Origin of the sequence: Candidatus Methylospira mobilis, from assembly GCF_009498235.1 — a bacterium.
Taxonomy (GTDB): Bacteria; Pseudomonadota; Gammaproteobacteria; order Methylococcales; family Methylococcaceae; genus Methylospira; species Methylospira mobilis.
In genome coordinates this window covers 3,664,126-3,687,924 of sequence record NZ_CP044205.1, presented here as the reverse complement: position 1 = coordinate 3,687,924, position 23,799 = coordinate 3,664,126, and the positions used below count along the sequence as shown (strand labels likewise).

General features: G+C 54.0%; 25 protein-coding genes. 15 read left to right on the top strand and 10 right to left on the bottom strand.

Annotation, left to right across the window (positions count from 1 at the left end; translation table 11 throughout):
- The first annotated feature begins 388 nt into the window (after positions 1–388).
- On the top strand, positions 389–763 hold the full coding sequence (locus F6R98_RS16790) for a hypothetical protein (RefSeq protein ID WP_153250044.1): 375 nt from the start codon (positions 389–391) through the stop codon (positions 761–763).
- Between the two features lie 66 nt (positions 764–829).
- Here F6R98_RS16790 and F6R98_RS16785 read toward each other — a convergent pair whose 3' ends face one another.
- Positions 830–1,711 carry an arginase family protein gene (locus F6R98_RS16785; RefSeq protein ID WP_153250043.1) on the bottom strand — a complete coding sequence of 294 codons (882 nt, stop codon included), beginning with the start codon at positions 1,709–1,711 and terminating at the stop codon, positions 830–832.
- A gap of 416 nt (positions 1,712–2,127) precedes the next feature.
- On the opposite strand from F6R98_RS16785, the gene F6R98_RS16780 reads away from it, so the two are divergent.
- Positions 2,128–3,339 carry a GGDEF domain-containing protein gene (locus tag F6R98_RS16780; RefSeq protein ID WP_153250042.1) on the top strand — a complete coding sequence of 404 codons (1,212 nt, stop codon included), beginning with the start codon at positions 2,128–2,130 and terminating at the stop codon, positions 3,337–3,339.
- A gap of 74 nt (positions 3,340–3,413) precedes the next feature.
- A complete protein-coding gene (locus F6R98_RS16775; RefSeq protein ID WP_153250041.1) occupies positions 3,414–3,599 on the top strand; it encodes a hypothetical protein in 186 nt (61 codons plus the stop codon).
- Between the two features lie 87 nt (positions 3,600–3,686).
- Here F6R98_RS16775 and F6R98_RS16770 read toward each other — a convergent pair whose 3' ends face one another.
- Together F6R98_RS16770 and F6R98_RS16765 are read right to left on the bottom strand one after the other, a co-directional pair.
- The gene (locus F6R98_RS16770; protein WP_153250040.1) at positions 3,687–4,100 is read right to left on the bottom strand and encodes a YidB family protein; all 414 of its coding nucleotides are present in this window, start codon (positions 4,098–4,100) and stop codon (positions 3,687–3,689) included.
- Between the two features lie 454 nt (positions 4,101–4,554).
- Positions 4,555–4,776 (bottom strand): DUF2909 family protein, encoded by a 222-nt coding sequence (locus tag F6R98_RS16765; RefSeq protein ID WP_153250039.1) that lies wholly within the window; start codon positions 4,774–4,776, stop codon positions 4,555–4,557.
- Positions 4,777–4,802: 26 nt separating this feature from the next.
- Between F6R98_RS16765 and F6R98_RS16760 the strand changes: the two genes are divergently transcribed.
- The 6 genes from F6R98_RS16760 (at position 4,803) to rpoH (ending at position 10,965) form a co-directional block, all read left to right on the top strand.
- A complete protein-coding gene (locus F6R98_RS16760) occupies positions 4,803–5,528 on the top strand; it encodes an SURF1 family protein (protein ID WP_153250038.1) in 726 nt (241 codons plus the stop codon).
- A gap of 75 nt (positions 5,529–5,603) precedes the next feature.
- A complete protein-coding gene (locus tag F6R98_RS16755) occupies positions 5,604–6,221 on the top strand; it encodes a hypothetical protein (RefSeq protein ID WP_153250037.1) in 618 nt (205 codons plus the stop codon).
- Positions 6,222–6,394: 173 nt separating this feature from the next.
- Positions 6,395–8,356, top strand: a complete 1,962-nt coding sequence (gene ftsY / locus F6R98_RS16750) for a signal recognition particle-docking protein FtsY (RefSeq protein ID WP_153250036.1) — start codon at positions 6,395–6,397, stop codon at positions 8,354–8,356.
- Positions 8,357–8,368: 12 nt separating this feature from the next.
- On the top strand, positions 8,369–9,031 hold the full coding sequence (gene ftsE / locus F6R98_RS16745) for a cell division ATP-binding protein FtsE (RefSeq protein ID WP_153250035.1): 663 nt from the start codon (positions 8,369–8,371) through the stop codon (positions 9,029–9,031).
- Positions 9,031–10,047: a permease-like cell division protein FtsX gene (gene ftsX / locus F6R98_RS16740; RefSeq protein WP_153250034.1), complete on the top strand. Its 1,017-nt coding sequence runs from the start codon at positions 9,031–9,033 to the stop codon at positions 10,045–10,047. Before ftsE ends, ftsX begins: the two co-directional genes overlap by 1 nt.
- A 66-nt stretch (positions 10,048–10,113) precedes the next feature.
- Complete coding sequence (gene rpoH / locus F6R98_RS16735) at positions 10,114–10,965, top strand: RNA polymerase sigma factor RpoH (RefSeq protein ID WP_153250033.1); 852 nt, start codon at positions 10,114–10,116, stop codon at positions 10,963–10,965.
- 133 nt (positions 10,966–11,098) lie between these two features.
- Here the strand turns inward: rpoH and F6R98_RS16730 are convergent, their stop codons facing one another.
- From F6R98_RS16730 to leuA, 3 genes are all read right to left on the bottom strand, one after another.
- Positions 11,099–11,485 (bottom strand): type II toxin-antitoxin system VapC family toxin, encoded by a 387-nt coding sequence (locus tag F6R98_RS16730; RefSeq protein ID WP_153250032.1) that lies wholly within the window; start codon positions 11,483–11,485, stop codon positions 11,099–11,101.
- Positions 11,482–11,730 carry a type II toxin-antitoxin system Phd/YefM family antitoxin gene (locus tag F6R98_RS16725; RefSeq protein ID WP_153250031.1) on the bottom strand — a complete coding sequence of 83 codons (249 nt, stop codon included), beginning with the start codon at positions 11,728–11,730 and terminating at the stop codon, positions 11,482–11,484. The genes F6R98_RS16730 and F6R98_RS16725 overlap by 4 nt, the downstream gene beginning before the upstream one ends.
- Before the next feature lie 155 nt (positions 11,731–11,885).
- Positions 11,886–13,577 carry a 2-isopropylmalate synthase gene (leuA, locus tag F6R98_RS16720; RefSeq protein ID WP_153250030.1) on the bottom strand — a complete coding sequence of 564 codons (1,692 nt, stop codon included), beginning with the start codon at positions 13,575–13,577 and terminating at the stop codon, positions 11,886–11,888.
- Between the two features lie 165 nt (positions 13,578–13,742).
- Here leuA and F6R98_RS16715 point away from each other — a divergent pair, with 165 nt between their 5' ends.
- From F6R98_RS16715 to F6R98_RS16695, 5 genes are all read left to right on the top strand, one after another.
- Positions 13,743–14,210, top strand: coding sequence for an Lrp/AsnC family transcriptional regulator (locus F6R98_RS16715; RefSeq protein WP_153250029.1), 468 nt, complete (start codon positions 13,743–13,745; stop codon positions 14,208–14,210).
- A 319-nt stretch (positions 14,211–14,529) separates the two neighbouring features.
- Positions 14,530–15,294 carry an IS5 family transposase gene (locus tag F6R98_RS16710; RefSeq protein ID WP_153250028.1) on the top strand — a complete coding sequence of 255 codons (765 nt, stop codon included), beginning with the start codon at positions 14,530–14,532 and terminating at the stop codon, positions 15,292–15,294.
- A 307-nt stretch (positions 15,295–15,601) separates the two neighbouring features.
- The gene (locus tag F6R98_RS22875; protein WP_407079253.1) at positions 15,602–15,907 is read left to right on the top strand and encodes a group II intron maturase-specific domain-containing protein; all 306 of its coding nucleotides are present in this window, start codon (positions 15,602–15,604) and stop codon (positions 15,905–15,907) included.
- Between the two features lie 563 nt (positions 15,908–16,470).
- Entirely contained in the window at positions 16,471–16,626 is a 156-nt protein-coding gene (locus F6R98_RS16700; RefSeq protein WP_228125259.1) for a type II toxin-antitoxin system HicA family toxin, read from the top strand.
- 12 nt (positions 16,627–16,638) lie between these two features.
- Positions 16,639–16,818, top strand: a complete 180-nt coding sequence (locus F6R98_RS16695) for a type II toxin-antitoxin system HicB family antitoxin (RefSeq protein WP_194269989.1) — start codon at positions 16,639–16,641, stop codon at positions 16,816–16,818.
- A gap of 58 nt (positions 16,819–16,876) precedes the next feature.
- Here F6R98_RS16695 and F6R98_RS16690 read toward each other — a convergent pair whose 3' ends face one another.
- The 4 genes from F6R98_RS16690 to F6R98_RS16675 form a co-directional block, all read right to left on the bottom strand.
- Positions 16,877–18,445: a tetratricopeptide repeat protein gene (locus F6R98_RS16690; RefSeq protein ID WP_153250027.1), complete on the bottom strand. Its 1,569-nt coding sequence runs from the start codon at positions 18,443–18,445 to the stop codon at positions 16,877–16,879.
- A gap of 63 nt (positions 18,446–18,508) precedes the next feature.
- On the bottom strand, positions 18,509–18,823 hold the full coding sequence (locus F6R98_RS16685; protein ID WP_153250026.1) for a FlxA-like family protein: 315 nt from the start codon (positions 18,821–18,823) through the stop codon (positions 18,509–18,511).
- 179 nt (positions 18,824–19,002) lie between these two features.
- Positions 19,003–19,782 carry a DUF2272 domain-containing protein gene (locus F6R98_RS16680; protein WP_153250025.1) on the bottom strand — a complete coding sequence of 260 codons (780 nt, stop codon included), beginning with the start codon at positions 19,780–19,782 and terminating at the stop codon, positions 19,003–19,005.
- Positions 19,783–19,908: 126 nt separating this feature from the next.
- Positions 19,909–21,726: a hypothetical protein gene (locus F6R98_RS16675; protein ID WP_153250024.1), complete on the bottom strand. Its 1,818-nt coding sequence runs from the start codon at positions 21,724–21,726 to the stop codon at positions 19,909–19,911.
- A gap of 292 nt (positions 21,727–22,018) precedes the next feature.
- On the opposite strand from F6R98_RS16675, the gene F6R98_RS16670 reads away from it, so the two are divergent.
- Positions 22,019–23,695, top strand: a complete 1,677-nt coding sequence (locus F6R98_RS16670; protein WP_153250023.1) for a SulP family inorganic anion transporter — start codon at positions 22,019–22,021, stop codon at positions 23,693–23,695.
- Positions 23,696–23,799: the final 104 nt, after the last annotated feature.

The following is a 23,799-nucleotide window of genomic DNA, read 5'->3' as shown; positions in this document are numbered from 1 at the left end:
CGACGCGCGCTAATCATATCAGCCAATGCGACGCGCTGGGCATCCTGTTGTTTGTTTCTTAACCGCGTTATCCTGTGTTTTCCCATGCCGGTAGCTGAATGGCGGTTAAACTATTATTCGGTTTGGCTGGCTTTATTTGTAAGGTAAATTGTTTGTATTTTTAATTTTTATTGTTTGGCTGTGTTGTTGTTTTTTTTGCTATTTATTTTAACGGCAGGTTTGCTTGTGCGATCTATATTGATAACTGTCATTATTGACAGGTTACAAGCGAAAATCCGGTTTGTATGATGGTCGTGGCAATGCTGAATGCGTTGCAGTTTTTTTAGTTAAATAAATTATATTTCATGGCTAAATAAAATAGCTGACCAATTCCACTCAAGGAGTGCATATGAACGTAGCTAATGCGGTAATACAAAAGAGTTCCAGTTTTGGTCTTTATCTTTCAAGTGATCCCAATTGGGATGGACAGATTTTATTGGTTGATGGGAAGCTGTTACACGGAGGATCGTTTTTGACCGAGCCGGGCCTGTCTGCGACCGCTGGCGTAGTTTGGGGTGATTCGCTTCCTACCGACACCATGATGGGAATTATTATTGAAGATGGTGCGGGAGGTTCTTTCCAGTTAACGATCGGCCAGGATCCAGGCACGCAAAAAATGACGGTAACGGATCCTGAGCCTTATATTTATGGCTCTCCCAAGGTCAATTATGTTACGACCGCACAAACGGAATGGAGCGTAACCCTGGTTTTTAGCGATAATTAGCGTATTGCTGCTTCGCGTGCTCACCCATGGCAGGGATGCCGTGATTTAATTCTTACAGACGAAACTTCAACAACGCGGATAATCCCTTTTAAGGGCGTGCAGACAGCGAATCAAAAACTGTTCCGATTGCCGGCTTGCTGTTGAGGGTAGAACTTCGCTGAGGTCTGCTCCGACCACACGGCAGGAACGTCCGATCCAGCGGCAGCAGTCGAGCAGCGCTTGTGCTGTCATTCCATCCGCCTCCGGACACGAAACGTTCGGCGCGACGTTCGGGTCCAGTACATCAGCGTCGATGCTGACATGCACTTTCTGTCCCGCCAACGGCGCCAGCCGGGCAATAATTGCCGCTGCTTCGCCGTTGCCGGGAATGCTGTAGAAATTTTTTGGCGTATCGGGATATTCGATACAGGTTTCCTTGCTCCGTCCTCCGATATTAACGGCCTGGCTTGCCCAGCCCTGCCTTAATATCTCGCCAACGAAACCGCCGTTATGAAGCAAATCGCCGGGAGCACAATTGCGGCCGAGATCGAAATGCGCATCGAAATACACATAGATCGGCGCGGTTCCGCTGCCGAGCGAACTGCCCAATATCGCGCCCAGGCTGGCCGTATGGTCGCAGGCAATCAGCACCGGCAAGCCGCCGAAGCCGACAATGATCCGGGCAGCCGTAGCTGCGATCTCCCCTACTGCGTTTCTCGGGTCGGTCAACGTCATTATCCCGAGATCGTAGCTGTCCGGTAGAAACATCCCAGTCAACGCTGTGCCGGTCCGGACAAAGTTTGCCGCCCCGGGGTTGGCAATGCCGTAGCGGCGGTTGATTTCGATGTCGCATCCGAAGAATACCAAATCGCCGGTCCGAGCGGCTTCGGTTAAAAAATGCCAGCCGACCAGCGGCGCGCCGCCAAAACCCGGCGGGGAAGAAACTGACTGAGCGGTTTTTGCCGGCATTCGGGATAAGTGTAAATAAAACTATAACTATGCAGCGGCGCTGGATATAAGGCTGTTGCTACTCGCGAAGCGTCTCGATCTATCAACTACGCCGGGTATCCATGTGCGGGTGCACGATTTCGGTTTTCTGTCGAATTGACTCGCCAAATTTACCCCGGCCCGCCATGCAGCGTTAAATTCTGTGGTCTGAATCAGTTACAAAAAAAGTAACTGTTCAGCGTGAACTTTCGAGGCATGACCGAGGCAGCCGGAAATAAGTCAAGCCTGTCGCTATACGCGGTAAATACGCCGCTGAACGGCGTGTACTTTGGTAACATACAACGACTGAAATATATTTCGGCATGATTATATCCTTTTTCTACTCGTTGCACTCCTTGCCTGTTGTCCGGATGACTCTCGTATCAGGTTTCTAAACCATGTATTTCGATCTTCGTACCGCAGCATTTATGTTTGGCCTGCTCAGCTCACTGATGGGAGGTATGCTGTTACTGATAGGCTGGCAATTCAAGTCGATTCGTGGCGTCAGGGAATATGCCCTGGGTGATTTGTGTCTCGGTCTGGTTTTCGTGCTCGGCACTTATTATTTGACTCCGATGGCGCCCGCCGATGGGCGCCTGGTAGTGGAGGTGGTGTGCCTGATCCTTGGGCAATCGCTATGCCTTAACGGCATACGCCTCTTCACCGGCAAACCGCCCATGCTGGTATTACCAGCCCTTATTGCGATTGCGGGCGGAATCAATACGTATTGGTGGGTGGTGGTTGATACGGATATCCGCATGAGGATGGTAATTAACTCGTTTATTTTTTGTCTGGTTTTTCTGCTGTGTATACGCGCGTTGTGGGCGCGTACCGAATCGCGGCTACGGCTGGCGTATCGGCTCACGGCCGGATCATACGCAATCCTGGCTTTGACTATGCTGTTACGCTTGGTAGTAGCGCTGAGAACCCCCGGGCCGGTAGAAAATATTTTCATTTCAAATGCTCCAACACCGATGCTGATGACCGTCGCACAGTTCTGCGCAGCTTTTGGCTTCATGCTGATGCTGAACTATCGTTTGGCTGCCGATTTGGAGCAGGCTGCGTCCAGCGACAGCCTCACCGGAGCGCTCAACCGGCGCAGTTTTGATGCCATCGCCGACCGGTTATGCGGTCAACTGATAAAACGCCAACAGCCATTGGCGTTGATAATGCTGGATGTCGATCATTTCAAGTCCATTAATGATCGCTATGGCCACCCGCAAGGTGATCTGGTTCTGCAAAGCGTGGCCGAGCTTGCGCGCGCATCGATACGCGATATCGATCATCTGGGGCGCTATGGCGGCGAAGAGTTTTGCGTGCTGTTGCCCAACGCAACTGAAAATGATGCGTTTCAAATTGCCGAACGGATGCGCACCGGTATTGCCTGCACGCCGTTACCGATTGACGAGAACGATTTTGTGACTTGCACCATTAGCTTGGGTGTCTGCGATTCGCGCGACTTGGGGTTTGACTACGGAGCCATGCTGAAACAGGCGGACAAAGCGCTCTATTACGCAAAACAAAGTGGCCGAAACAAGACCGTAACTGTGACGGAATTAAAAGAAGTTGGCGGAAACCAACGGAGCGATTTACGTATGCATACGGGATAAAGGTATAAACAAAATAACTCAAACATCGCCGGTTTCCTCGTTTGGTGTGGAGTAATGTGGCTGATCAGAGGGAAATGATCTGGCTGGAATCCGAAGTTGAAAATTGGCGTAGATTGATTAGCTTTGCAATTGCCGTGTTCGGTATCGTGGTCGTCTTTGTTTCGCTTCAGGATATTATTGGAAACGCAAAATTCATACTCTCTTTTGCCAACAGGCTATGGTGTAAAAAAGAGCGCACAAGCATTGACGTATTGCCGTGATGGTCGTTGCAGGAATTTGGGACGCCCTGAACAAGGCGGTTGCTTCGTTCAGGGCCGGCAACCCGTTATTTTCGGATAATGTCGGTGTTATTTGAAAAGGCTGTTGAATATGCCTTTGGCTTTATCGATCATATCACCTTCGGCTACGCATCCGGATGGCGTCAGGTGGTCGATAACCTGCGGTAATATTTTGCTCAAATGGCCGGAAATATCATGAGAGGTAAGGCCTGAAGTCTGCGATAAAGTCTGCATTCTGTCGCTTCCAAAAACCGCTTCCAATTGTTCTCCGGTAATTGCCAGGTTCTCGCCGGCGCCTATCCACGAAGCAATAACGGCGCCTGCGCCTTTTTCTTCAAAGGTAGTGATCAGCCCCTGAATTCCTCCGCTTTGCGAATTGTTGATCAAGCTTACGACGGCATCCAAAATGCCGCTTTGTTGCGAGATGTCGGTACCTGTTTCCGCTCCGCTGGATTGTCCGGTAATTGCATCTGAAATCCCCATGTGCTTCTCCTGGTGAGATATGGAAAATTGTTGAATATCGTTCAACGCTATACTTGTTCATGGATAAATTGATTAGTAATCCTTGTGAACATGGCGTAGTGTTATACATCAGTTGGGGAATTTCAAATATTAAATTATAATTAAATAATTTGTATTTATCGTGTAAATAAAAAAGCTTGAAGATACGCTTTCGTTGCGGTAAATAACAGAGATGTTTTTTATCTCGCTGCCTGAAATCGCAACGGGGACGTTATTTGCGGATTTTTTCGCGCATCGTTCGTACCAGCGTTTGACAATGTACTGTGTAGTTAAATGCCCGAGCGAGTCAGAGATACTCTGGTGTTCTGGCAGGCGTGCTATCGTTGTGACGGTTTTCTTAAGCCTATCCGGTTAACAGCGCCTCGCATGCTAGAATTGTAAGCGTGCTTGAGGCCAAGGGCATTGTGTTCGCGTATTACTGCTGGGGCAACCTGGCGAGACCGTGCGGATGCAGCCAGCCGGCGCTATAGGCCAGTACCAGAAAGAATAACAACGCCAATGACAGGCCGATGCGGATCGTCAGCGCGCGCGCGGCTCGATGCGAGCGGTTACGGTCTTTCAACAGGTAGACCAGCGCCCCGCCGAGGCTGACAATGATGACAAGCAATATCAGGATTACAAAAATCTTGGTGAACATGTTTAATACCCCGGTAGAGGGTTGATGTGAGAAAATATAGCTTCAAGCCTTCCTGGCCGGCGTCGTTTGCCGTGTCGGTAATGATACCGTTGTTTGTGTCGCTCGGCATGTGGCAGTTGGACCGTGCGGCGCAAAAACAGAGCCTGATGGATCTGCGTTCTCGCAACAGCCTCGAGCAGCCGGGGGCATTGCCGGTTGCCGGCGCTTTGGCCGAAGAGGATCGTTACCGTCCGGTGCAGGTGACGGGCGAATACGATGGCGCGCATAGCGTGCTGCTGGATAATCAGGTGGCGCATGGGCAAGCCGGTTACCAGGTGTTGACGCCGTTGCATGTTGCCGGTACGGATTATGCCGTGCTGGTCAATCGCGGCTGGGTGGCCCAGGGTCGCGATCGCCAGGATTTTCCGCATCCGTCCGCGCCTGTTGATCTTATCAAAATCAGCGGCGTTCTCGATCGGTTTGCCGGGGTAGGTTTGAAACTGCATGGAGGCGATAAGCCGTCCGAGGGCTGGCCGGCGATGGTGCAATGGGTGACGCCGGAACTGATAGCGGCGCGGCTAGGTTATCGCCTGCTGCCTTATCAGGTATTATTGTCCGATCAGGATAAACAGGGTTTCGAGCGCGACTGGCGGCAGGCGGATTTGCACCCTGAAAAAAGTCTGGGTTATGCGTTCCAGTGGTTTTCCTTCGCGGTGGTACTGCTGTTTCTGTATATCCGGTACGGGTTCAAGCGTAATTCGATTCACAAATAATAATGAACACACGTGTCTTGACAAGCCGTTATCATCAGCTGGTTCCCGCACACGTTCGACTTTTTGGATATCAATGTGTCTAATGTTTCCCGCGGATCGGTCGCGCATCGCAACCGGCTGATTATATTTTCCATTATATTGATCTGTTTGGTTCCTTTCGGTGCAGCCTGGTATTTGGCCCGGCATACGGAGCTGGTTCAGGATCGTCAAAAGAGCAATTACGGCCATTTTGTGGTTCCTCCGTTGCCGTTGGATTATGCCGAACTGTTTCGGAGCCCGGTCAGCGCGGTGGAGACGCTTACCGAAATCAAGGGGCGCTGGGTGTTGGTGCAGTTGGCGACTTCTTCCGTTTGCGATAGCGCGTGTCTGGAAACCAATCATAAGACGGCGCAATTGCGATTGATGCTGAACAAGGAAATTTCGCGCGTCCGGCGTTTATTGCTGGTTTCCGCTTCTGTTGACGAAGGCGCTTTGAAAACGCTGACCGCCGAGGACCCAACCCTGGTTATTGCAAGGATGCCGGAAGCATTGTTGCAAAAGCTGAATGGCGCTGCCGGGGCGGCGCTGGCCGATGGAACGCTGTTGCTGCTCGATCCGTTTGCCAACGTGATGATGCGTTACGATGCGGGGTTCGATCCTTACGGCGTGCTCAGGGATTTGCAGAAGTTATTGAAAGCGTCGCAGATAGGGTAAGAGGCCCGAGTAGGAAATCGTTGCGTTAAAACCCGCGGATTAACCGTTTGTTCGGGACTGGCAGGGGTTCATTCAGCTTCTCCTTAACGGAAAATCAAAGGATCTGCCGGTTCACTGCGAACGGTAACTATTTTGATGACGCGCCGCCAACTTTGATTCTTTGAGTAAAAAGCATGTACAAAAAATTAAGCCTGTTTTCTGTTTTGCTGGTGCTGGGCGTGTTGCTGCTGAGTGCGTACATGCGGGCGTCGGATGCCGGACTGGGGTGTCCCGAATGGCCGGGGTGTTACGGGAGTAGCATTAGCGATTCCTTGCCGGCCGCGCATGGGTTGGAAAGCAGCGCAGCCGCCGAGGAACATGCGCGCTGGAAATCCGTTGCGCTGCGTTCGCTGGCGGCTGCGCTGGGCGTTTCCGTATCGTTGCTGGTACTCGCTTCCGCATGGGCGCGGCGGCGGAGCGAGGCGCTTGTGCTTTCGTTGATCGCCTTGCTGCTGGTCGGTTTGCAGTTTTCCCTGGGGTTTTGGGCGGCTCGCTGGTTGTCCGCGCCGTTGGTGCTGAGCCTGCACGGTTTGCTGGGCTTGCTGGCGCTCTCGGTGCTGTATGGGCTGCATTCGTTGCAGCGTCCGGCTACGCTGGAAAGCGGGCCCACCCGTGTCTCGGCATTGCATTGGCTGGCGCGGGCCGGTTTGTTGGCGCTACTGGTTGAAATTGCGCTGGGCGGATGGATGTCTATTCGGCATGCCGGTCTGGCGTGTCCGGATTTCCCAACCTGTATGGGGTCATACACTCCGCCTTTGGATTTTGCAGCGGCCTTTTCATTGCCCGATCCCGGCGCGCAGGGCGGCGTGCTTCCGCAAGTTGCGCGAGCGGCGATACATTGGGCGCATCGTATCGGCGCCGTGCTGGTATTTGTGCTGCTCAGTCTGCTGGCGCTGGCGATCAGCTCCAACCAGGCGGTAGGGCGTTTGAGCAAAGCGGGCGTGCTGCTTAACTTTTTGCTGCTGTTGCAGGTCTGTCTCGGCATTGCGGGCGTGGTGCTGCGTCTGCCGGTAGCGATAGTGGTGGCGCATAGCGCAGTCGCTTTGCTGCTGTGGCTGAATGTACTGCATATCGTTTTTTATCTGCGTCTGCGAGCGCCCGAGGCTGTAATTCCGCAGCCGGCGTTGCCGGAAGAAATAACTCCGATTCCCGCGCCGGTAACCGGCGACAATCTTTTTGCGCGTTTGCGCGGCGGTCTGGGCAAGACGCGCAACGGTCTGAGCGGTTTCCTGGGTGCGTTAGGGCAAAAAAAGATAGACCGCGACCTGCTTGACGATATCGAAGCGCAGTTGCTGATGTCGGACATGGGGGTGACCGTTACCAACGAAGTGGTCGCCGAGTTGACGCAAAGCCTGGAGCGCAGTCAATTGGGCGATGCCGAGGCGCTTGCCACCCGTTTGCGAGAACAGCTTTACCGGATGCTTTCGCCATGCAGCATCCCGCTGGAAATCGCGAAAACCGGCAAGCCTTTCGTAATCCTGGTGGTCGGCGTCAACGGCGTCGGCAAGACGACCACCATAGGCAAGCTGGCCAACCATCTCAAAACGCGTGGTTTACAGGTGATGCTGGCGGCTGGCGATACCTTTCGCGCCGCCGCGGTCGAGCAGTTGCAGAGCTGGGGCGAGCGCAATCAGATACCGGTCATATCCCAGGGTTCCGGCGCCGATTCCGCTTCGGTAATTTTCGACGGCGTGCAGGCGGCGCAGGCGCGCGGCGCGGACGTGCTGATTGCGGATACGGCGGGGCGCCTGCATACCAAATCCAACTTGATGGAGGAACTGAGCAAGATCAAGCGCATCATGGCGCGGCTCGATCCGGAAGCGCCGCACGAGGTGTTGCTGGTTCTGGATGCCGGAACCGGGCAGAACGCCATCTCGCAGGCGCGCTTGTTCAACGAGGCCGTGGGCTTGACCGGGCTGGTGATAACCAAGCTGGACGGCACCGCCAAAGGCGGCGTGGTGTTTGCGCTGGCGCGGCAGTTCGGCATTCCGATACGCTTTATCGGGGTTGGGGAAGGCATAGAAGACTTGCAGGACTTCGATGCGCGCAGCTTTATCGATGCCTTGTTCGATCGCCAGGCGGCATGCTCCGCTTGATATGAGCGCGCAGTGCTGACTTTTAGCGGCGTTACCAAGCGCTATTCTGAAGGGGGCGAAGTCCTCTCCGGGGTAGGCTTTGAGTTGCATGCAGGCGATCTCGCCTTTCTGACCGGCGCCTCAGGCGCCGGGAAAAGCACCCTGCTCAGATTGATTCCGGTGATAGACCGCCCCACGCGCGGCCAGATCATGCTGGATGGCGTGAATCTGTCCAAACTTCCGGAACACGATATCCCGGGCATACGCAGAAGGCTGGGGCTTATTTTTCAGGACTTCAAGCTGCTGCATGATCGTACCGTCTTTGACAACGTGGCGCTGCCGCTGGTGATCGCCGGGTTCGGCCATGCGGAAATAGCCCGGCGCGTGCGCGCGGCGCTTGATAAGGTGCATATGCTGAATCGCGAGAAGCGCTACCCGGTAAGCCTTTCCGGCGGCGAGCAGCAGCGCGTCGGCATTGCGCGCGCCATCGTTCATAAGCCGCAATTGATACTCGCGGATGAGCCGACCGGCAATCTGGACCCGGAACTTTCGGTTGAAATCATGAGCCTGTTTCACGAGTTTACCCAGGTCGGTGTCGCCGTGCTGATCGCCAGTCACGACCTGGGGCTGGTGTCGAGCATGGGCGGCCGTTTGCTGCATTTGAGCGAAGGCCGGCTGATCGAGGAGGCGCGCTGATGCACGGCGCTCAGCGGCGTAAGAGCGGCAGAACCCGCGGCAGACAACCTTTGGGCGTTGCCGAACGCTTTAACAGCGCCAATCTGCTTGCCCGGCTGGACAGCTACGCTTTCCAGCACGCCCATAACCTGATCGCCAGCCTGGGACGGCTGTACCGCTCTCCCGCCAGTCTGATGACCATAGGTGTGATCGCCATCGTGCTGTCGTTTCCGCTCAGTTTCTCTCTGGTGTTGAAAAACGCACAGCAGGCGATAGGCGGGCTGGAAGCGACCAGTCGCATGTCCGTCTTCCTTAAACCGGATATAAGCAATGAAAACGGACAGAAGCTGACCGGAAAACTGGCGCAAATGCCGCAAATCCTGGAGGCGCGCCTGATTACCCGCGAGGCCGGGCTGCTCGAGTTCGAACATTACAGCGGCTTGGGCGAGGCATTGAAGTCGCTCGATTTCAATCCGCTGCCGGTGGTTATTACCATACAGCCGCGCGATGCGTTATCGTCCCGCGCCGAGGTGCAAAAGTTGATTGCCGAACTCAGTGCGCTGCCCGAAGTCGATTTCGTACAGGCCGACATGGAATGGCTGCTTAAATTGCAAACCTTGCTGGGCATCATGCAGCGTACCTTGATTACGCTGGGGGTGTTGCTGTCCCTGTCCGTGCTGTTCGTGGTTGGAAACACCGTTCGTCTGGAGTTGCATCACCGCGACCATGAGATACTGGTAACCAAGCTGATGGGCGCCAGCAACGCTTTCGTCAGACGCCCGTTTCTATATACCGGACTGTGGTTTGGCCTGCTTGGCGGTTTGACGGCGCTGGTGCTGGTCGGCATACTGGCGGTAATCATACAGGTTCCGGTACATCAGTTGGCGACTTTGTTCGGGCATGAGCTGACGCTCGAGTTCGTCAGTTTTTCCGAGGCCATGCTGTTGCTGTCGCTGTCGGCGCTGATCGGCATACTGGGCGCGTGGATCGTGGTGGAAAGTCATTTACGCCGTTTGCGCGCATTGGGAACTTCATAAAGAGGTTAGCACTCTTAACATAAGAGTGCTAGAATTAAATCCAGCTTGTGACTATTGAGGTATTTTATGGCCTATGCATTAACGCTGCCTGGTAATTTTCCCGTCGGTTCGATAGACGATTACGTCACCGCCGTTAACAAGGTTCCACGCTTGGAAGCCGAGGAGGAGCGGGCGCTGGCGCGCCGTTTTCGCGATGAAAACGATCTTGATGCGGCGCGTCAGCTCGTCTTGTCCAACCTGCGTTTTGTGGTTCATATCGCGCGCGGTTACATGGGCTACGGATTGCCGTTGCAGGATCTGATTCAGGAAGGCAACATCGGCTTGATGAAGGCCGTGAAGCATTACGACCCGGAAGTGGGGGTGCGGCTGGTGTCGTTCGGCGTGCATTGGATCAGGGCCGAAATACACGAATACATTATCCAGAACTGGCGTATCGTCAAAGTGGCGACCACCAAGGCGCAACGCAAGCTGTTCTTCAATTTGCGCAAATTCAAGAACCGGCTTGGCTGGTTTACCCATGACGAAGCCAGCCGGGTTGCGGAAGAGCTGGGCGTCGATGTATCGGCGGTATACGAAATGGAAGGCCGGTTGAGCGGTCAGGACACATCGTTCGATGCGCACGACGATGATGACGAGCACGAGAGCAGCGCGCCTGCTTATTATCTACAGCAGAGCAATGCCGATCCGGCAGAATTTCTGGCTGACGATCAGGCCGGCGAACACGCTCAGGCGCGCCTGCTGGATGCGATGGATACGCTGGACGAGCGCAGCCGCGACATCGTGGCTTGCCGCTGGTTGAACGAGAAAAAGCTGACCTTGCACGACCTTGCCGATCGTTACAGCGTTTCGGCCGAGCGTATACGTCAGTTGGAAAATAATGCGATGAAGAAGCTGCGTCTGGCTTTGCTGGAGGCTTAAGGCTGAGCCGTTTTTCGTTCTGTTTCGACCTTTTGCATTGTCGAAGAGGGCGAGAGTAAAAGCGCCGATTCGACCCGGGCTTTTCAGTTTCAGGTATCGAAAGGCTTGGGACGAATGGCGTAACATCCGGTTTTCACAGCCTGATAATCGTGTCGCTATAAAGGGATACCAGCGGGTCATTCGTCATTAAGCGCATAGGTTCCACGAGCGCCTGGGCGACGAGAATGCGGTCGAAAGGGTCTTGATGGTGCGAAGACAAGGTTTCAACGGCAACGGCATGCTCCGCTTCTACAGAGAGGAAGCGATACCCGGATTCCTGGAAATAGCGTACGGCATCCTCGCTCGATACGGGCATATCGCCGCGCCCCAGCGCATGTTTGATCGCAATTTCCCAGATGTTCGCGGCGCTAACCCAGACGGTTGTTTTGGGCGACCGGATCAGCTCGCGCGCTTTCTGGGGCAATTTCGGACTGTCGGTGATGGCCCACAGAGCGACGTGAGTGTCCAGCAGCAGGTTCAAGGCTGCATCCCGCCCATGAATAGCCGAGCCACCTCGTCGTTATGGGAGTCAATCGTATCAGGCGCTTCAAATAAACCTTTCGCCACGCCAATCCGCTTCCCGGAAGGAGGCGCATCTATCGGCACCAGCTTTGCTGCGGGACGGCCATTTCTGGCAATCACGATTTCGCGCTCCAGTCCTTGCTCAACGGCTTCTACCAGGCGCGACAGCGAGGACTTGGCTTGCAACATATTGACCGTGTGCATTGCTTTCTCCGTAAAACATATAGCTTAGTCTAGTCTGGCTAATCAAGTAAGTCAAGGTAGCAGTTCCTAAATAGGCCTGCCCGTTTGAGCATGTATCGCCGCCAAAACTTCGGGGCTAACTTCGGGAAAGCGGAAAGCCTGTCGCTATCCGCATTCTAACGGGGCAGTGTTGAGTCAACACCGCCATTCACCAACCGATTAATGCCGCTTATCAATGCTTTGATTGACGCGGTGACAATATTGCTATCCATGCCAACTCCATAATAATGGCCGCGACTGTTTGACGGTATGATCTCGATAAAAGCGCAGGCGCGGGCTTCTCCGCCATCGGCGCTGCAACCCATGGAACGTTCTTCAAAGCTACGAACGTTTATGTACATGCCGATGCCGCTCAAGGCATGTACGGCGGCATCAATTGGGCCATTGCCTTGACCGGCCAGCACATGCACCGTTCCATTCATTGCCACAACAAGGCGTACACCCTGACCGATGTCATGTTCGTAAAGATGGTGTTCGACATAGCGCATCGGATCGACGGTATCGAGATAAGTTTGCGAAAACAGTTGCCACAAATCGGCGGCACTCATTTCCCCTCCATGGATGTCGGTCTGTTTTTGCACCACCCCGGAGAACTCGACCTGCAAACGGCGCGGTAAAGCCACTGCATACTGCGATTCCAGCAAATGTGCAATGCCGCCCTTGCCGGACTGGCTATTGATTCTGATCATTGAGTCATAGCTGCGGCCAAGGTCGGCCGGGTCAAACGGCAAGTAGGGTACATTCCAAAAATCAACCGGGTTTTGTGCGGCAAAACCCTTTTTGATCGCATCCTGATGCGAACCGGAAAAGGCAGTGAACACAAGGTCGCCGACATAAGGGTGGCGCGGATGAATAGGCAGTTGGGTACAGTCCTCAAAGGTACGCGCCACTGCATTGATGTCCGAAAAATCCAGGCCAGGCGAAATGCCTTGGGTATATAGATTTAACGCCAGCGTGACCAGATCGACATTGCCCGTGCGTTCACCATTACCGAACAGACAGCCTTCGACCCGGTCGGCCCCTGCCATCACCGCCAATTCGGCGGCAGCGACCGCCGTGCCGCGATCATTATGTGGATGCACACTGAGGATGACGCTGTCGCGGCGAGCGATGTGACGATGCATCCATTCGATTTGATCGGCATAGATATTCGGTGTCGTCACTTCCACCGACGACGGCAAATTGAGAATGATTTTGTGATCCGGCGTCGCCCCCCATGCTTTGCTTACCTCATCGCAGACTGCAATAGCGAAATCCAGCTCGGTTGCAGTGAAGGTTTCCAGGCTATATTCCAGCACCCACTCGGTTTCCGGGCAATCGGCGATCAACTGTTTCGTCAACTTCACGGAGGATACCGCCATTGCGATGATTTCGTTCTTGCTCATTCCCAATACCAGTTCACGAAACGGTTTCGACGTAGCGTTAACAATATGCACGATTACGCGACGTGCTCCTTTCAGCGATGCGACAGTACGCCGGATCAAATGTTCGCGGGCATGGGTAAGCACTTCAATAGTCACATCGTCCGGTATGTGCTGCTCATCAATCAATTGGCGTACGAAATCGAAATCGGTTTGCGATGCCGACGGAAAAGCGACTTCGATCTCCTTGAAGCCAATGTCGCAAAGGGTTTGGAATAAACGCAATTTACGCTCGGCGTTCATCGGCTCAAACAGCGCTTGATTGCCATCGCGCAAATCGGTGCTCATCCAGATCGGTGGCGCTGTTAGCGTTTGGTTGGGCCATTGCCGGTCGGTAAGCCTGACAGGCCGGAACGATCGGTATTTTGTGGACGGATTTTGTAACATATGGGCGGGCTTCTGAAAGTTTTCGGGAAGCCCATAGTTTATGCCAACCCTTGAGATATTCGATTGCTATTATGCTTTAACAATGCCTTGTTCCTGGCATATAATTGCGCTATCCATGGTAAATGTTAATTTATGTTTCAATTTCTTTAATCTTGTCGGCAAATAATGGAACTCGATCGCTTCGACCGGCAAATATTGCAGATACTTCAAACCGATGCACGCATTAGTAATCAGGAACTGGCGGACCGCATTGGCTTGTCGCCGTCCCCATGTCTGCGCCGGGTGCGGGTGCTGGAAGAATCTGGTCTTATTACCGATTATCGAGCCCTGTTGGACGCAAAGGCATTGGGTCTAACGCTGATGGCCTTGATCCACATTTCGATGGACCGGCACACACCGGAGCGTTTCAATGATTTTGAAACGGCCGTCGCTAAAATTCCTGAAGTATTGGAATGTCTGTTGATCACCGGTCAGGCGGCCGACTATCAACTTAAGGTGGTGGTAAAGGATTTGGATGCTTATCAGGAACTGCTGCTCAAACGCATCACAGGAATCAAAGGCGTGAGCGGTGTGCATTCAAGTTTTGTGCTGCGCCGGGTTGTCGATAAAACGGCATTTTGTGTTACAGGGTAGCCGTTTTTGTGTACCAGCTTGTTTACAATAATTCAGTCCTAAAACGATTGGAAACGCGCCTAAAGACGATCGGCTAGTTGGTTCCACCCCATAGATTCAAATATTTTCACCTTTATTGCCAATTCTATGTGCGATTGCGCGTCATGCTCTGCTTCGGTCATGATGTTACCCATTGTTTACCGTGGAATCGGGGGTGCGAAACGCAGGGCAACCGCGATCCGGCTCCATTGGTTGGTCGTTCCTATTAAATACTCAGTAGGCGTCCTAGGTTCTGTTGACATTAGCACGCGCCACCAGTGAAGCTGGAACCATTTCGAAAATGGCTGACCGACTCGAAATTAGCGCCGAAGACTGGAACGTTATCTATCCCATACTGGTGAAACATCGGCATGTCCGATCGACGTCCGAGGAACAGTGCCGGGCCTTTCTGGTTGCCGTTCTGCAAATTCTTCGATCGGGATCGCAATGGCGTTTGCTGCCGGAAGCGCATGGCAAGTGGAACTCCGTGTTCAAGCGTTTTTCCCGCTGGAGCAAGCATGGGGTTTGGCAGTCGCTGTTCGCCGGATGCATCCATCATCCTGATTTGCAAAGCGTGTTTATCGATTCCACCATCAACCGGGCTCATCCCTGCGCTGGTGGCGCGGCGGGCAGCAATGCCGAGGATGAAGCCTTGGGACGATCGAAGGGCGGCTTTACTACCAGGATTCACGCCATCACCGATGCCTTGGGGAATCCCCTCGAATTCTTACTGACCGGAGGGCAGGCCAGCGACATTGGACAGGCTGAAACCTTGCCGGCGCTGACGCCGGCGGGTGCGCGTGCGTTTGTCGGTGACAAAGGCTATGACAGCGATGCGCTCGTCCAGGCCATCGTAGCGAGAGATATGAAAGCCGTCATTCCTCCGCGCTGCAATCGAAACAAGGTACGCGAGTGCGATTGGTTTATTTACAAGGAACGCCATCTGATTGAATGCTTCTTCAACAAAATCAAACATTACCGACGAATATTTTCGCGTTTTGAAAAAACAGCTCGCAACTACATGGCCTTCCTTCACTTCGTCTCAGCTCTCATTTGGTTGCGGTGATACGTCAACAGAACCTAATCCTTTAATATCGGCCAGTTGCAACATTCGCTCGCGTATCCAGCCGCGCCGGTGTGTTTTCCAGGGAAACCAAAGTATGTTGGGGATTGGTCATGGCGTGGGCTCCGCTTTTAAACGGCGAGGAGAGAAAAAAGCATAGCGTAGTATCTTGCTGGTGTAAATATTCAATGGGTGCGAATCCCGCCCGGCAACTTTCAAGAGGAAGGCAGACGCAACACGGGAAGCCCCATGATGTGGTTGAACGCAAGACTAACCGGAAGCCCGCGATGGCCAGACCGGGCGTGATGGGGTGGCGGAGAGGCCCGTACTCCCTTTGAAGTCGAGTAATGCCGATGGATGGAAGGGGCCTCAGTTCAAAACCAATACAAATGGCCGAACCTATATGGATGCCGAGTATGTTGTGGGAAGGCTGAACCGGAAGCTGACGGGCTGGGCAAACTATTTCTGCCTCGGACCGGTTAGTCCCGCGTACAGAGCCAAATACCCATGTCACACGACGGCTCCGCCGGTGGTAATGCAAGAAGCACAAGGTTCATGGCAATGGAGGAAGGCGCTACCCCGACCAATACCTATACGAGCAGTTGGGACTGGTTAATCTGCCGACAGGAACTCATAGCTTTCCGTGGGCGAAAGCGTAATGTTTTGTCCGAGAGCCCATAGCCTGAGATAGGCCCGATGGGTTCGATGAGGGGGTGGGGAAACGGAGTTAAGGTTCAGCTATTGAGGCAGCGCCAGACGAAAGAGGCGGCAACAGATAGGCTTGACCTACTATCACCGCGCCACATCTCTACTCTACCGAAAGTACGGATTCGACCAATGGAAGCGTTGGAATTATAAGGACAAGCTGATTTCCGCCCTGCACCAGTAATCGATGGCTTGTGAACATTAGTGCTAATCACCTTCCAGTTTGTCACAACGGATCGAACTGCAACACTGTTTCTTAGGCGCGATTTGCGGCACGAGCTGATTGTTACGCAAGCAAGGCGCTCCAGGCGAGCGCGGCCCTTCGCTTCTTTGGGCTTTCGCGGTGGTTTTCGGCCTCCGTTCCTTTTTCGGCTCCGGGGGCCGCGCCGCCTGAGCTTGGTCGTTAGTGTTTTTGGCAAAACCATAGCAATATGCTATTTTCACCACATCAAAGTAAACGAAACTTTGGCAGCTATGCTAAATATGGATGGCTGGTACCTTGCCACAACACGAGGCAGCCACCGTCAGTTCAAGCACCCCATAAAAAGTGGTCGCGTCACTGTACCCGGAAAACCAAACGATGATTTAGCTCCCGGCACTTTGAATAGCATTCTTAAACAAGCACAGTGAAAGGGCTAACGTATGCGTTACGCAATTGTTGTCGAAAAAACAGAAAATAATTATTCAGCCTACGTTCCAGATTTACCTGGCTGCGTCGCTACTGGTTTCACCGTCGAAGAAATTGAACGAGAAATACGGGAAGCAATCCAATTTCACATCGAAGGCCTTATTGAAGATGGCTTACCTGTTCCCCGCCGGTAAGCATTGTTGAATATATGGAAATCGCAGCCTAAGTTTCAAGCGGAATATTGCTGGATCATTAGGCGGGAATGATTCTGTCTTCCAGGTGTTGGGCAATTTCACGAATCACCTCATCCCAGTCGTCGTGCGTTTTCTGCCGGAAAATACGCGCGGTGGGATACCAGGGAGAATCGCTGCGCTTATGCAGCCAGCGCCAATCGTTTATATAACTGACCATGATCCATACCGGTTTGCCCAGCCCTCCCGCAAGATGAGCGATTACGGTATCGACGCAGATTACCATGTCAAGGTTCGCTATCAACGCGGCGGTATCGGCAAAATCGCCCGAAGATTCGATCAGACGGTTCAGGTACGGCATGGCTGCTATGGTTTCCCTGTCGTGAGCCGGCACTTCCTTTTGCAGGCTGATCAATTCGATATCCATATCCATTAAGGGCGCTATGGCAGACAGCCGCATATCGCGTCTATGATTGAGAGGCGGATACTGACGGCCTGCCCAGGCGATGCCCACCCGAGGCCTGTTTCCCGGACCGAGCAACGCTCGCCATTTCTCCGTTTGCGCTGACGGTGCGCTGATGTATGGTATATCATTGGGTACAGTTTCCAGCTCGGTTCCGAATGCGAGCGGCAGGCTCATTAACGGACAATGGACATCGTGAGGCGGAAATGGTTCTTCCGTGCCGATAATCCGTACCCCGGTTAGCGTGTCTTCAATCAGGGTTTTCAAGGGAGCCGGTATGCGTAGTATGGTTTGTTTGGCCTGCTGCGCTACCAAAGGGATAAAACGTAAAAACTGTATCGTGTCGCCGAAGCCTTGTTCGCATAAGAGCAGTATTGTTTTATCGGCTAGCTGTTCCTTGCCGAGCCATAGCGGCTGTGGGGATAGCGGCAGATAAACCCTGAGTTGCTCGGTGAGCCATCGATATTCGTACTGCGGCCAGCCTTGACCATACTCTCCCAGCAGCAGGTGGCAGTGGCTTTGTTCGATAAACGCCTCGGCCATTCCTGGGGCGATGGTCGAGGCTGCGCGATAACTCGCTAAAGCCTCGGCTATGCGATCAATCCCTCTGAGCGCATTGCCGCGATTGAATAAGGCGATGGCACTGTTTTCGGATAGTTCGAGCATGTGGTTGTAACAGGCGACGGCGTCTTCGTATCGATTCAGCAGGATTAACGCATTGCCGCGCTCATTTAGCGCATCCGGATAGTCCGGTTTTAATTCCAGGGCGCGATCATAGCTGCCGATCGCTTCTTCGTAACGATGCAATCGTCTGAGTATGTTGGCTCGTTTGTAAAACGCTTCCGCATCACACGTATTGCCGGACAGGTGTTGTTCATACTTTTGCAGTGCGTCTTCGAGGCTTTTATTGAGCAATTCCAGCGTATTCGTGTCGCCGGGTGTGAAGTTCAGCACGCGTTCGAAGCACTCGGAAGCTTCCTCGTAACGGGACAGGGAGTCCAGCAGGATCCCTTTATCGAACAAGGCAGGAAAAAAAATCGGATTTAGCGCTACGGCTTCACCAAGGCATGCCAAGGCTTCTTCGTAGCGATGGTCGTTCTTGAAAGAAATGCTGCGGATCATCAGATCGACAACTTTTCCCACTTCCGAATATGCCGTGTAAGTCATGGCCCTGCCTGTGCTACCCCTGCTTTTTAGCAAGGGTAGCCAATTATCCAGGAACGCGCAATCTCAAGCGGTGGTGTCAATTGAGCCGGCAGTACCGGTGGCGCTGCTGGAGCTGGTGGTGTTGCCACCGCTGGCGGTATTGTTTGAAACGGCAGCGTTGCTTGTGGACTGCTGCCTGGCTTGCAGCTCGAGCTGCTGAAGCTGTTGCTGAAGTAATTGAATTTTTTGTGCCTTGGTTTTGGCATCGTCAGCCTTGTTTGCCTGTTCCTTGATAATTTCCTGTTGAATTTTAGCTATTTGTTTGTCCAGTTGCGATGAACTGCTGCTGGTGGCCGGCGAGTACGAGGCGCTGCCGGATGAAACGGATGAAATGCTCATGGGTATATGCTCCTGTCTAAAATGATAAGAACCTTTTTCAAGGATGGGGGCGCACTGACCTTTCTTAAAGTAGCTTTTCTTTCGTTGCGTATAAATATTATTTACTTATATTTACACCTCGTTACCTGGTTTTGCAATTAGCAGGCGAGCTGTTTGCAAGAATTTTTCCAGATCGCAGTTCAGTCCATCCGGTTTTCGACCACCATAAACCAGGAGCGTCTGGCGGTAGGCTGCAGATAGCCTTGCGGACTCAGTTGAAGAACGCTTTTGGAAACGGAATTCCTGACATTGCCGCCGATGGCTTCCAGCGTTTTGCCTTTCACTGCGGTGACTATGTCGCAGTGCAGCTTGGCATTTTCGATCTGGCTGGATGCAGGCAGGAAGTTGGGGTTGACATCGACGCGGACGTCGCGGCTTGCGCAAATCAAATCGCCGGGTTTGGGCGGGTAATCGGCGACGCTGCGCGGAACAAAGTTTGCCGTTTGCGATCCGGCATTGTCGAGAAAGCGCGCCAGATAAACCCAATGCGCCGAAGCATAAGGGAACTCATCCTCGCCGATGCCCGCGACTGACATAACCCAGCTGATAAAAGCCGCCGACCACGGTTGTTGGCAATCGTAGCCCGACAACCCGTACTTGCCCGCCGTCCGCCAATAATTTCTGATGCGATCGCTGTGCGATGCATCGTCGTCTTCCCAAACGCCTACGCGTGGGATACTTTCCATATCGCTCTTGATAATAATTTCCTGTTCGCCGAAATAATTCCATTCTTCCAGCAGTATCGACAGTATCCGATACTTTGTAGACGTTACAGGGAAGTCGCGGATGGACAACTCGCGTTCGGGCGGCTTGGGCTGAACTGTTACAGCAGCAGGCTGTACCACGCTCGGCTTCCTGTGCGCGGGCGCGCATGCGCTCAGTAATAAACAAGCGGTAATGAATGTAAGTTTCAAATGCATGCGCGCTTTCCTGTTAGATGTATGCATTCCTGGGCGTCTGCTATGGAACTGGGCTATTCAGTGAGGCTTAACATGGCTCAAAGGAAGCTGAATCATTACAAAAATATTGACAATATGACAATACGTTTATCGCGAAGGCCGCCGCGCTTCGTGGAACCATATGCGATAACGTTCCATGCGCGCGCGTTGATCCTGCGGCGCATGCCGGTGGCAACCGGCGTACTCGGGCGATCCGGGCGTCGCGCCCCAGCGCGCTTCGGCGCAATCGTTCGGATTGTACGCCATTTCGAACGACGGTTTGCGCGCCAATACATCGGCAACCGTCAAGGTCCAGCGGCTGCCGTCTTCTCTCAGGTAGTTAAACTGGCGCTCGTTGATACGCTGGCGGTGATACTGTTCAAGTTCCATTTTGGCCTGTTGCGGTGAAACAACGCCGTGCAGCAGGAATAGTTCCGGGTGGCGCACGATGCGGTCGGGCATGTCGAGCAGCGCATTCATCGCGATGATCAGGCGCATATCGCGCGACGGCGTCGAATAATCTTCCCAGCCGCCCAGCGTTTCGAACAGCGCCGCGCCGTCGGGCATGGGAATAACTCCTGCGTGTTTACGAAAGTAGTCCACGCCGTTTTCCACCGAGGCGACGCGCGTTTCCAGTTGCTCCAGCAAGGAATCCAGCGTGGCTTCATAAGCATGCTTCGGCTCGAGTCCTTGCGGATTGATGAGTTTGCCCAGGCTGGCGTAGAAGGCTTCGGGGCTCAACTCGCCCTGTTCCGTTGAAAATGCCGGAAGGCCGGTCTGCGCATCGGCCAATTCCTCGTTGTTCGCCAGACCCAGGCGTCCGGACGGACTCAGGCGCAATGGGCGGAAGGCCTTGAATCCTGGCCCGGCGCTGGCGACATCGTCCGCAAACAAAAAAGTGCCTTCCCAGAAGCGCTTGCGGCTGACCGAGTTATCGGGCTGCGCGTCGACCGCCAACAGCAGGCCCGGGGCTGTCGCCGTCTGCGGCACCCATTTGACCAGCATCAGCACATGGCCGTATGGGTCGGCGTAAACCGTGCCGGGTTTGAGCGCGGCGCGTGTCAACCCGACCGGATAGAAGTCGGTGGCGTTGTCGTTCAGACCGGTGCGCGCGCTACCGGAATGGACGGCGTTCTGCAATGTGTTTATCAACCCTCTGAACGTCGATTGCGAGACATTGCCGTGGCTGAATTCCTGTCGCGTGACCGCGCTTCCGCAGCGCGGCGGCGAATTCGAGCTGCCGCGGCTGCACACGCGATAGTTGACCGGTAGGCCCGTTTTCCATGCAAAATAGGCGCGTAAATAATAGGGCAGGTCGGCGCAATCCGGCGTTGCCGGTAGACTGCGATCTTCCGCAACGCCAAAGTAGTTGTAAAGAAAGTTTTTATCGGCATTACGCAGCACAGGTTCCAGCGAAGGGTAGTTAATGTTTTCGTCTGCGGGCGCATCGAACAGTTGTTCGATCCAGGCCGAATAAAAGGCTTCGGTATCGGCATTCCAGTCCTGCCCTATTCCATGGTTGTCCAATACCTCGGCTACCGTCGCTTCCCGTTGAGGCTGCACTGTCCGGCAGGCGGCTACCGAGCCGTTTTGCCTCAGCACCTCCAGTTGCAGCCCGCCGGAGGGAAGCCGGGCTATGGTTGCCGATAAACTCCAGGGCGGCCCGCCGCGGGTAATCGGATCGAGAGTCTGCCGCTGTCCGTCTGCTTCGGCCGAAACAAGAGCGGCTATTGTTTCCTCGGAGGAGACAGCCATGACGCGTAGCGGTTTTCCCGCTTCCGGCTGCAGCGGCGACGTCCAGATATGCACAGCGCCATTTTCCCGGCATGCGGGTGGGTTATCGGCGGCTTGGACACGAGCAGCCGATAGTCCAAGTACGAGTGCGGTCGACGTGATGATGCAGAAAATTCCGGCTGATATACGCATGGCTTCCCGGTACGGTTATAAAGGGCGGATTGAAATAGCGCATCAGGCGCATCCCATTATATTAACGTAGAAGAGCGCGAGAATCCGCATCGGTTTGGGCATAGACCGTGAGAGTGTTACCGAGCAATTGGCCAGAGGGGCTTGCGGCCTGTCCCCCAGGCACGGAATTTTCACTATACTTGACTGTCTTAAACGCAGCAGCAACTTCCAGCACTCAACACCAGGAGAAAAGCAACATGGCCGTTTTGTTTTTAGCGTGCAAGCTCAGATGATATTCCCGCGCTCCTTAATAATGTCGATAAAATCGAATGTCTTCGCAGGCCTGAGACCTTTAAGCCGTGACGGAGCGATGCGCGACGCCATTGCCGGATTGGCTTTGGCTTCGATGAATATTCCGCAGTTGCTCGGTTATACCCGCATTGCCGGCACGCCGGCGGTAACCGGGCTATACACTGCGTTGCTGCCGCTGCTGATGTTTGCAGTTTTCGGTTCATCGCGTCATCTGGTGGTAGCGGCGGACTCGGCTACTGCGGCCATTTTCTCCAGCGGATTGTCCGGCATGGCGGCGCAGGCGGACGGAAAATACATGGCTTTGGTGGGCATGGTCGCGCTGCTTACCGCCGCGTTGCTGTTGCTGGCGCGGATTTTCAAACTCGGCTTCTTCGCCGATTTTCTTTCGCGTACGGTGCTGGTAGGGTTTTTGACCGGCGTCGGATTGCAGATCGGCATCGCCATGCTGGGGGAAATGTCCGGCATTCAGGTCAGCGCGCATAAAACCGTCGATCAACTACAACAGCTTGCCGGCGCGCTGGCTGCGGTAAATCTGCCCACGCTGGCGGTATCGCTGCTGGTGGTGAGCTTCATATTGGTCTTCCGGCACTTTCTGCCCAAGCTGCCTATCCCATTGTTTGCGGTGTTGACCGGCATCGCCGCCAGTTATGCATACGATTTTGCCGGTCATGGTATTGCCGTCATCGGCCCCATACCCGGTGGTTTGCCGACACTCGGTTTTCCGGCGGTGAGCTGGGACGATACGCTTAAATTAATTCCGGTCGCATTATCCTGCTTTGTGATTATTATCGCTCAAAGTGCGGCTACCTCCCGCGTCTTTGCTGTACGGCATCACGAACGCCTGGATGAGAATGCCGACATACTCGGTTTGTCGGCAGCGAATGCCGCCGCCGCGTTGTCCGGCGCTTTCGTGGTGAATGGCAGTCCCACCCAGACCGCGATGGCCGACTCGGTGGGCAGCCGCAGTCAGTTTTCGCAGCTGGTGTTCGCAGGCGTGGTATTGCTGGTGCTGTTGTTATTTACCAAACCGCTGGAGTATCTGCCACGCAGCGTGCTCGCCGGCATCGTCTTCGTTATCGCCATAGGACTTATCGATTTTAAAAGCCTGGCGGACATACGGCGCGAGAGTCGGGGCGAGTTCATGCTCGCTATCGTCACGGCGGCGACCGTGGCGCTGGTGGGGTTGGAACAAGGCATCCTGCTGGCGGTTACCTTATCGTTGTTGCGGCATGTGCGTCACAGTTATCGTCCGCATACTTCAGTATTGACGCCCGATGAGACCGGGCGGTGGTTGCCTGCGCCTGTCGCCGCCGGGGTCGAGACCAAACCGGGGCTGGTCGTCTACCGGTTCGGAGCGGATTTGTTTTACGCCAACGAAGGCTGCTTTTGCGACGAGGTGCGCTTGCTGATAGACCATGCGCCGACGCCGGTACGCTGGTTGCTGATCGATGCCGGGGCGATGACCGATATGGATTATTCAGCAGCGCGATCCTTGCGCGAACTGTGTTGCGATTTGCAGCGTAGCAACATCAAACTGGTGTTCGGGCGGGTCAGCGCATACCTGCGCGAGGACATGAACAGGCATCGTATTACCGGGGTAATCGGTAAGGACTCTATTTTTTCGACTTTACACGAGGCGCTAGACGCTGTAGGTGGGAGACCCAGAGTAGTCGAGTAAGTAAAGTGTCTATATTTTACAATCCCCGACCAGGCAGAATAACCGATAACTGACCGGCGTAATCGCTGCCTCTTCCCTGAACCATTACGCTGAAAACACAAAAC

Bases quoted from the DNA above. Each gene is read 5' to 3' on its own strand.
- F6R98_RS16790 (WP_153250044.1), top strand. From the start codon at position 389: ATGAACGTAGCTAATGCGGTAATACAAAAGAGTTCCAGTTTTGGTCTT.
- F6R98_RS16785 (WP_153250043.1), bottom strand. From the start codon at position 1,711: ATGCCGGCAAAAACCGCTCAGTCAGTTTCTTCCCCGCCGGGTTTTGGC.
- F6R98_RS16780 (WP_153250042.1), top strand. From the start codon at position 2,128: ATGTATTTCGATCTTCGTACCGCAGCATTTATGTTTGGCCTGCTCAGC.
- F6R98_RS16775 (WP_153250041.1), top strand. From the start codon at position 3,414: ATGATCTGGCTGGAATCCGAAGTTGAAAATTGGCGTAGATTGATTAGC.
- F6R98_RS16770 (WP_153250040.1), bottom strand. From the start codon at position 4,100: ATGGGGATTTCAGATGCAATTACCGGACAATCCAGCGGAGCGGAAACA.
- F6R98_RS16765 (WP_153250039.1), bottom strand. From the start codon at position 4,776: ATGTTCACCAAGATTTTTGTAATCCTGATATTGCTTGTCATCATTGTC.
- ftsY (WP_153250036.1), top strand. From the start codon at position 6,395: ATGTACAAAAAATTAAGCCTGTTTTCTGTTTTGCTGGTGCTGGGCGTG.
- ftsX (WP_153250034.1), top strand. From the start codon at position 9,031: ATGCACGGCGCTCAGCGGCGTAAGAGCGGCAGAACCCGCGGCAGACAA.
- rpoH (WP_153250033.1), top strand. From the start codon at position 10,114: ATGGCCTATGCATTAACGCTGCCTGGTAATTTTCCCGTCGGTTCGATA.
- F6R98_RS16725 (WP_153250031.1), bottom strand. From the start codon at position 11,730: ATGCACACGGTCAATATGTTGCAAGCCAAGTCCTCGCTGTCGCGCCTG.
- leuA (WP_153250030.1), bottom strand. From the start codon at position 13,577: ATGTTACAAAATCCGTCCACAAAATACCGATCGTTCCGGCCTGTCAGG.
- F6R98_RS16715 (WP_153250029.1), top strand. From the start codon at position 13,743: ATGGAACTCGATCGCTTCGACCGGCAAATATTGCAGATACTTCAAACC.
- F6R98_RS16710 (WP_153250028.1), top strand. From the start codon at position 14,530: ATGGCTGACCGACTCGAAATTAGCGCCGAAGACTGGAACGTTATCTAT.
- F6R98_RS16700 (WP_228125259.1), top strand. From the start codon at position 16,471: ATGCTAAATATGGATGGCTGGTACCTTGCCACAACACGAGGCAGCCAC.
- F6R98_RS16695 (WP_194269989.1), top strand. From the start codon at position 16,639: ATGCGTTACGCAATTGTTGTCGAAAAAACAGAAAATAATTATTCAGCC.
- F6R98_RS16690 (WP_153250027.1), bottom strand. From the start codon at position 18,445: ATGACTTACACGGCATATTCGGAAGTGGGAAAAGTTGTCGATCTGATG.
- F6R98_RS16685 (WP_153250026.1), bottom strand. From the start codon at position 18,823: ATGAGCATTTCATCCGTTTCATCCGGCAGCGCCTCGTACTCGCCGGCC.
- F6R98_RS16680 (WP_153250025.1), bottom strand. From the start codon at position 19,782: ATGCATTTGAAACTTACATTCATTACCGCTTGTTTATTACTGAGCGCA.
- F6R98_RS16675 (WP_153250024.1), bottom strand. From the start codon at position 21,726: ATGCGTATATCAGCCGGAATTTTCTGCATCATCACGTCGACCGCACTC.
- F6R98_RS16670 (WP_153250023.1), top strand. From the start codon at position 22,019: ATGTCGATAAAATCGAATGTCTTCGCAGGCCTGAGACCTTTAAGCCGT.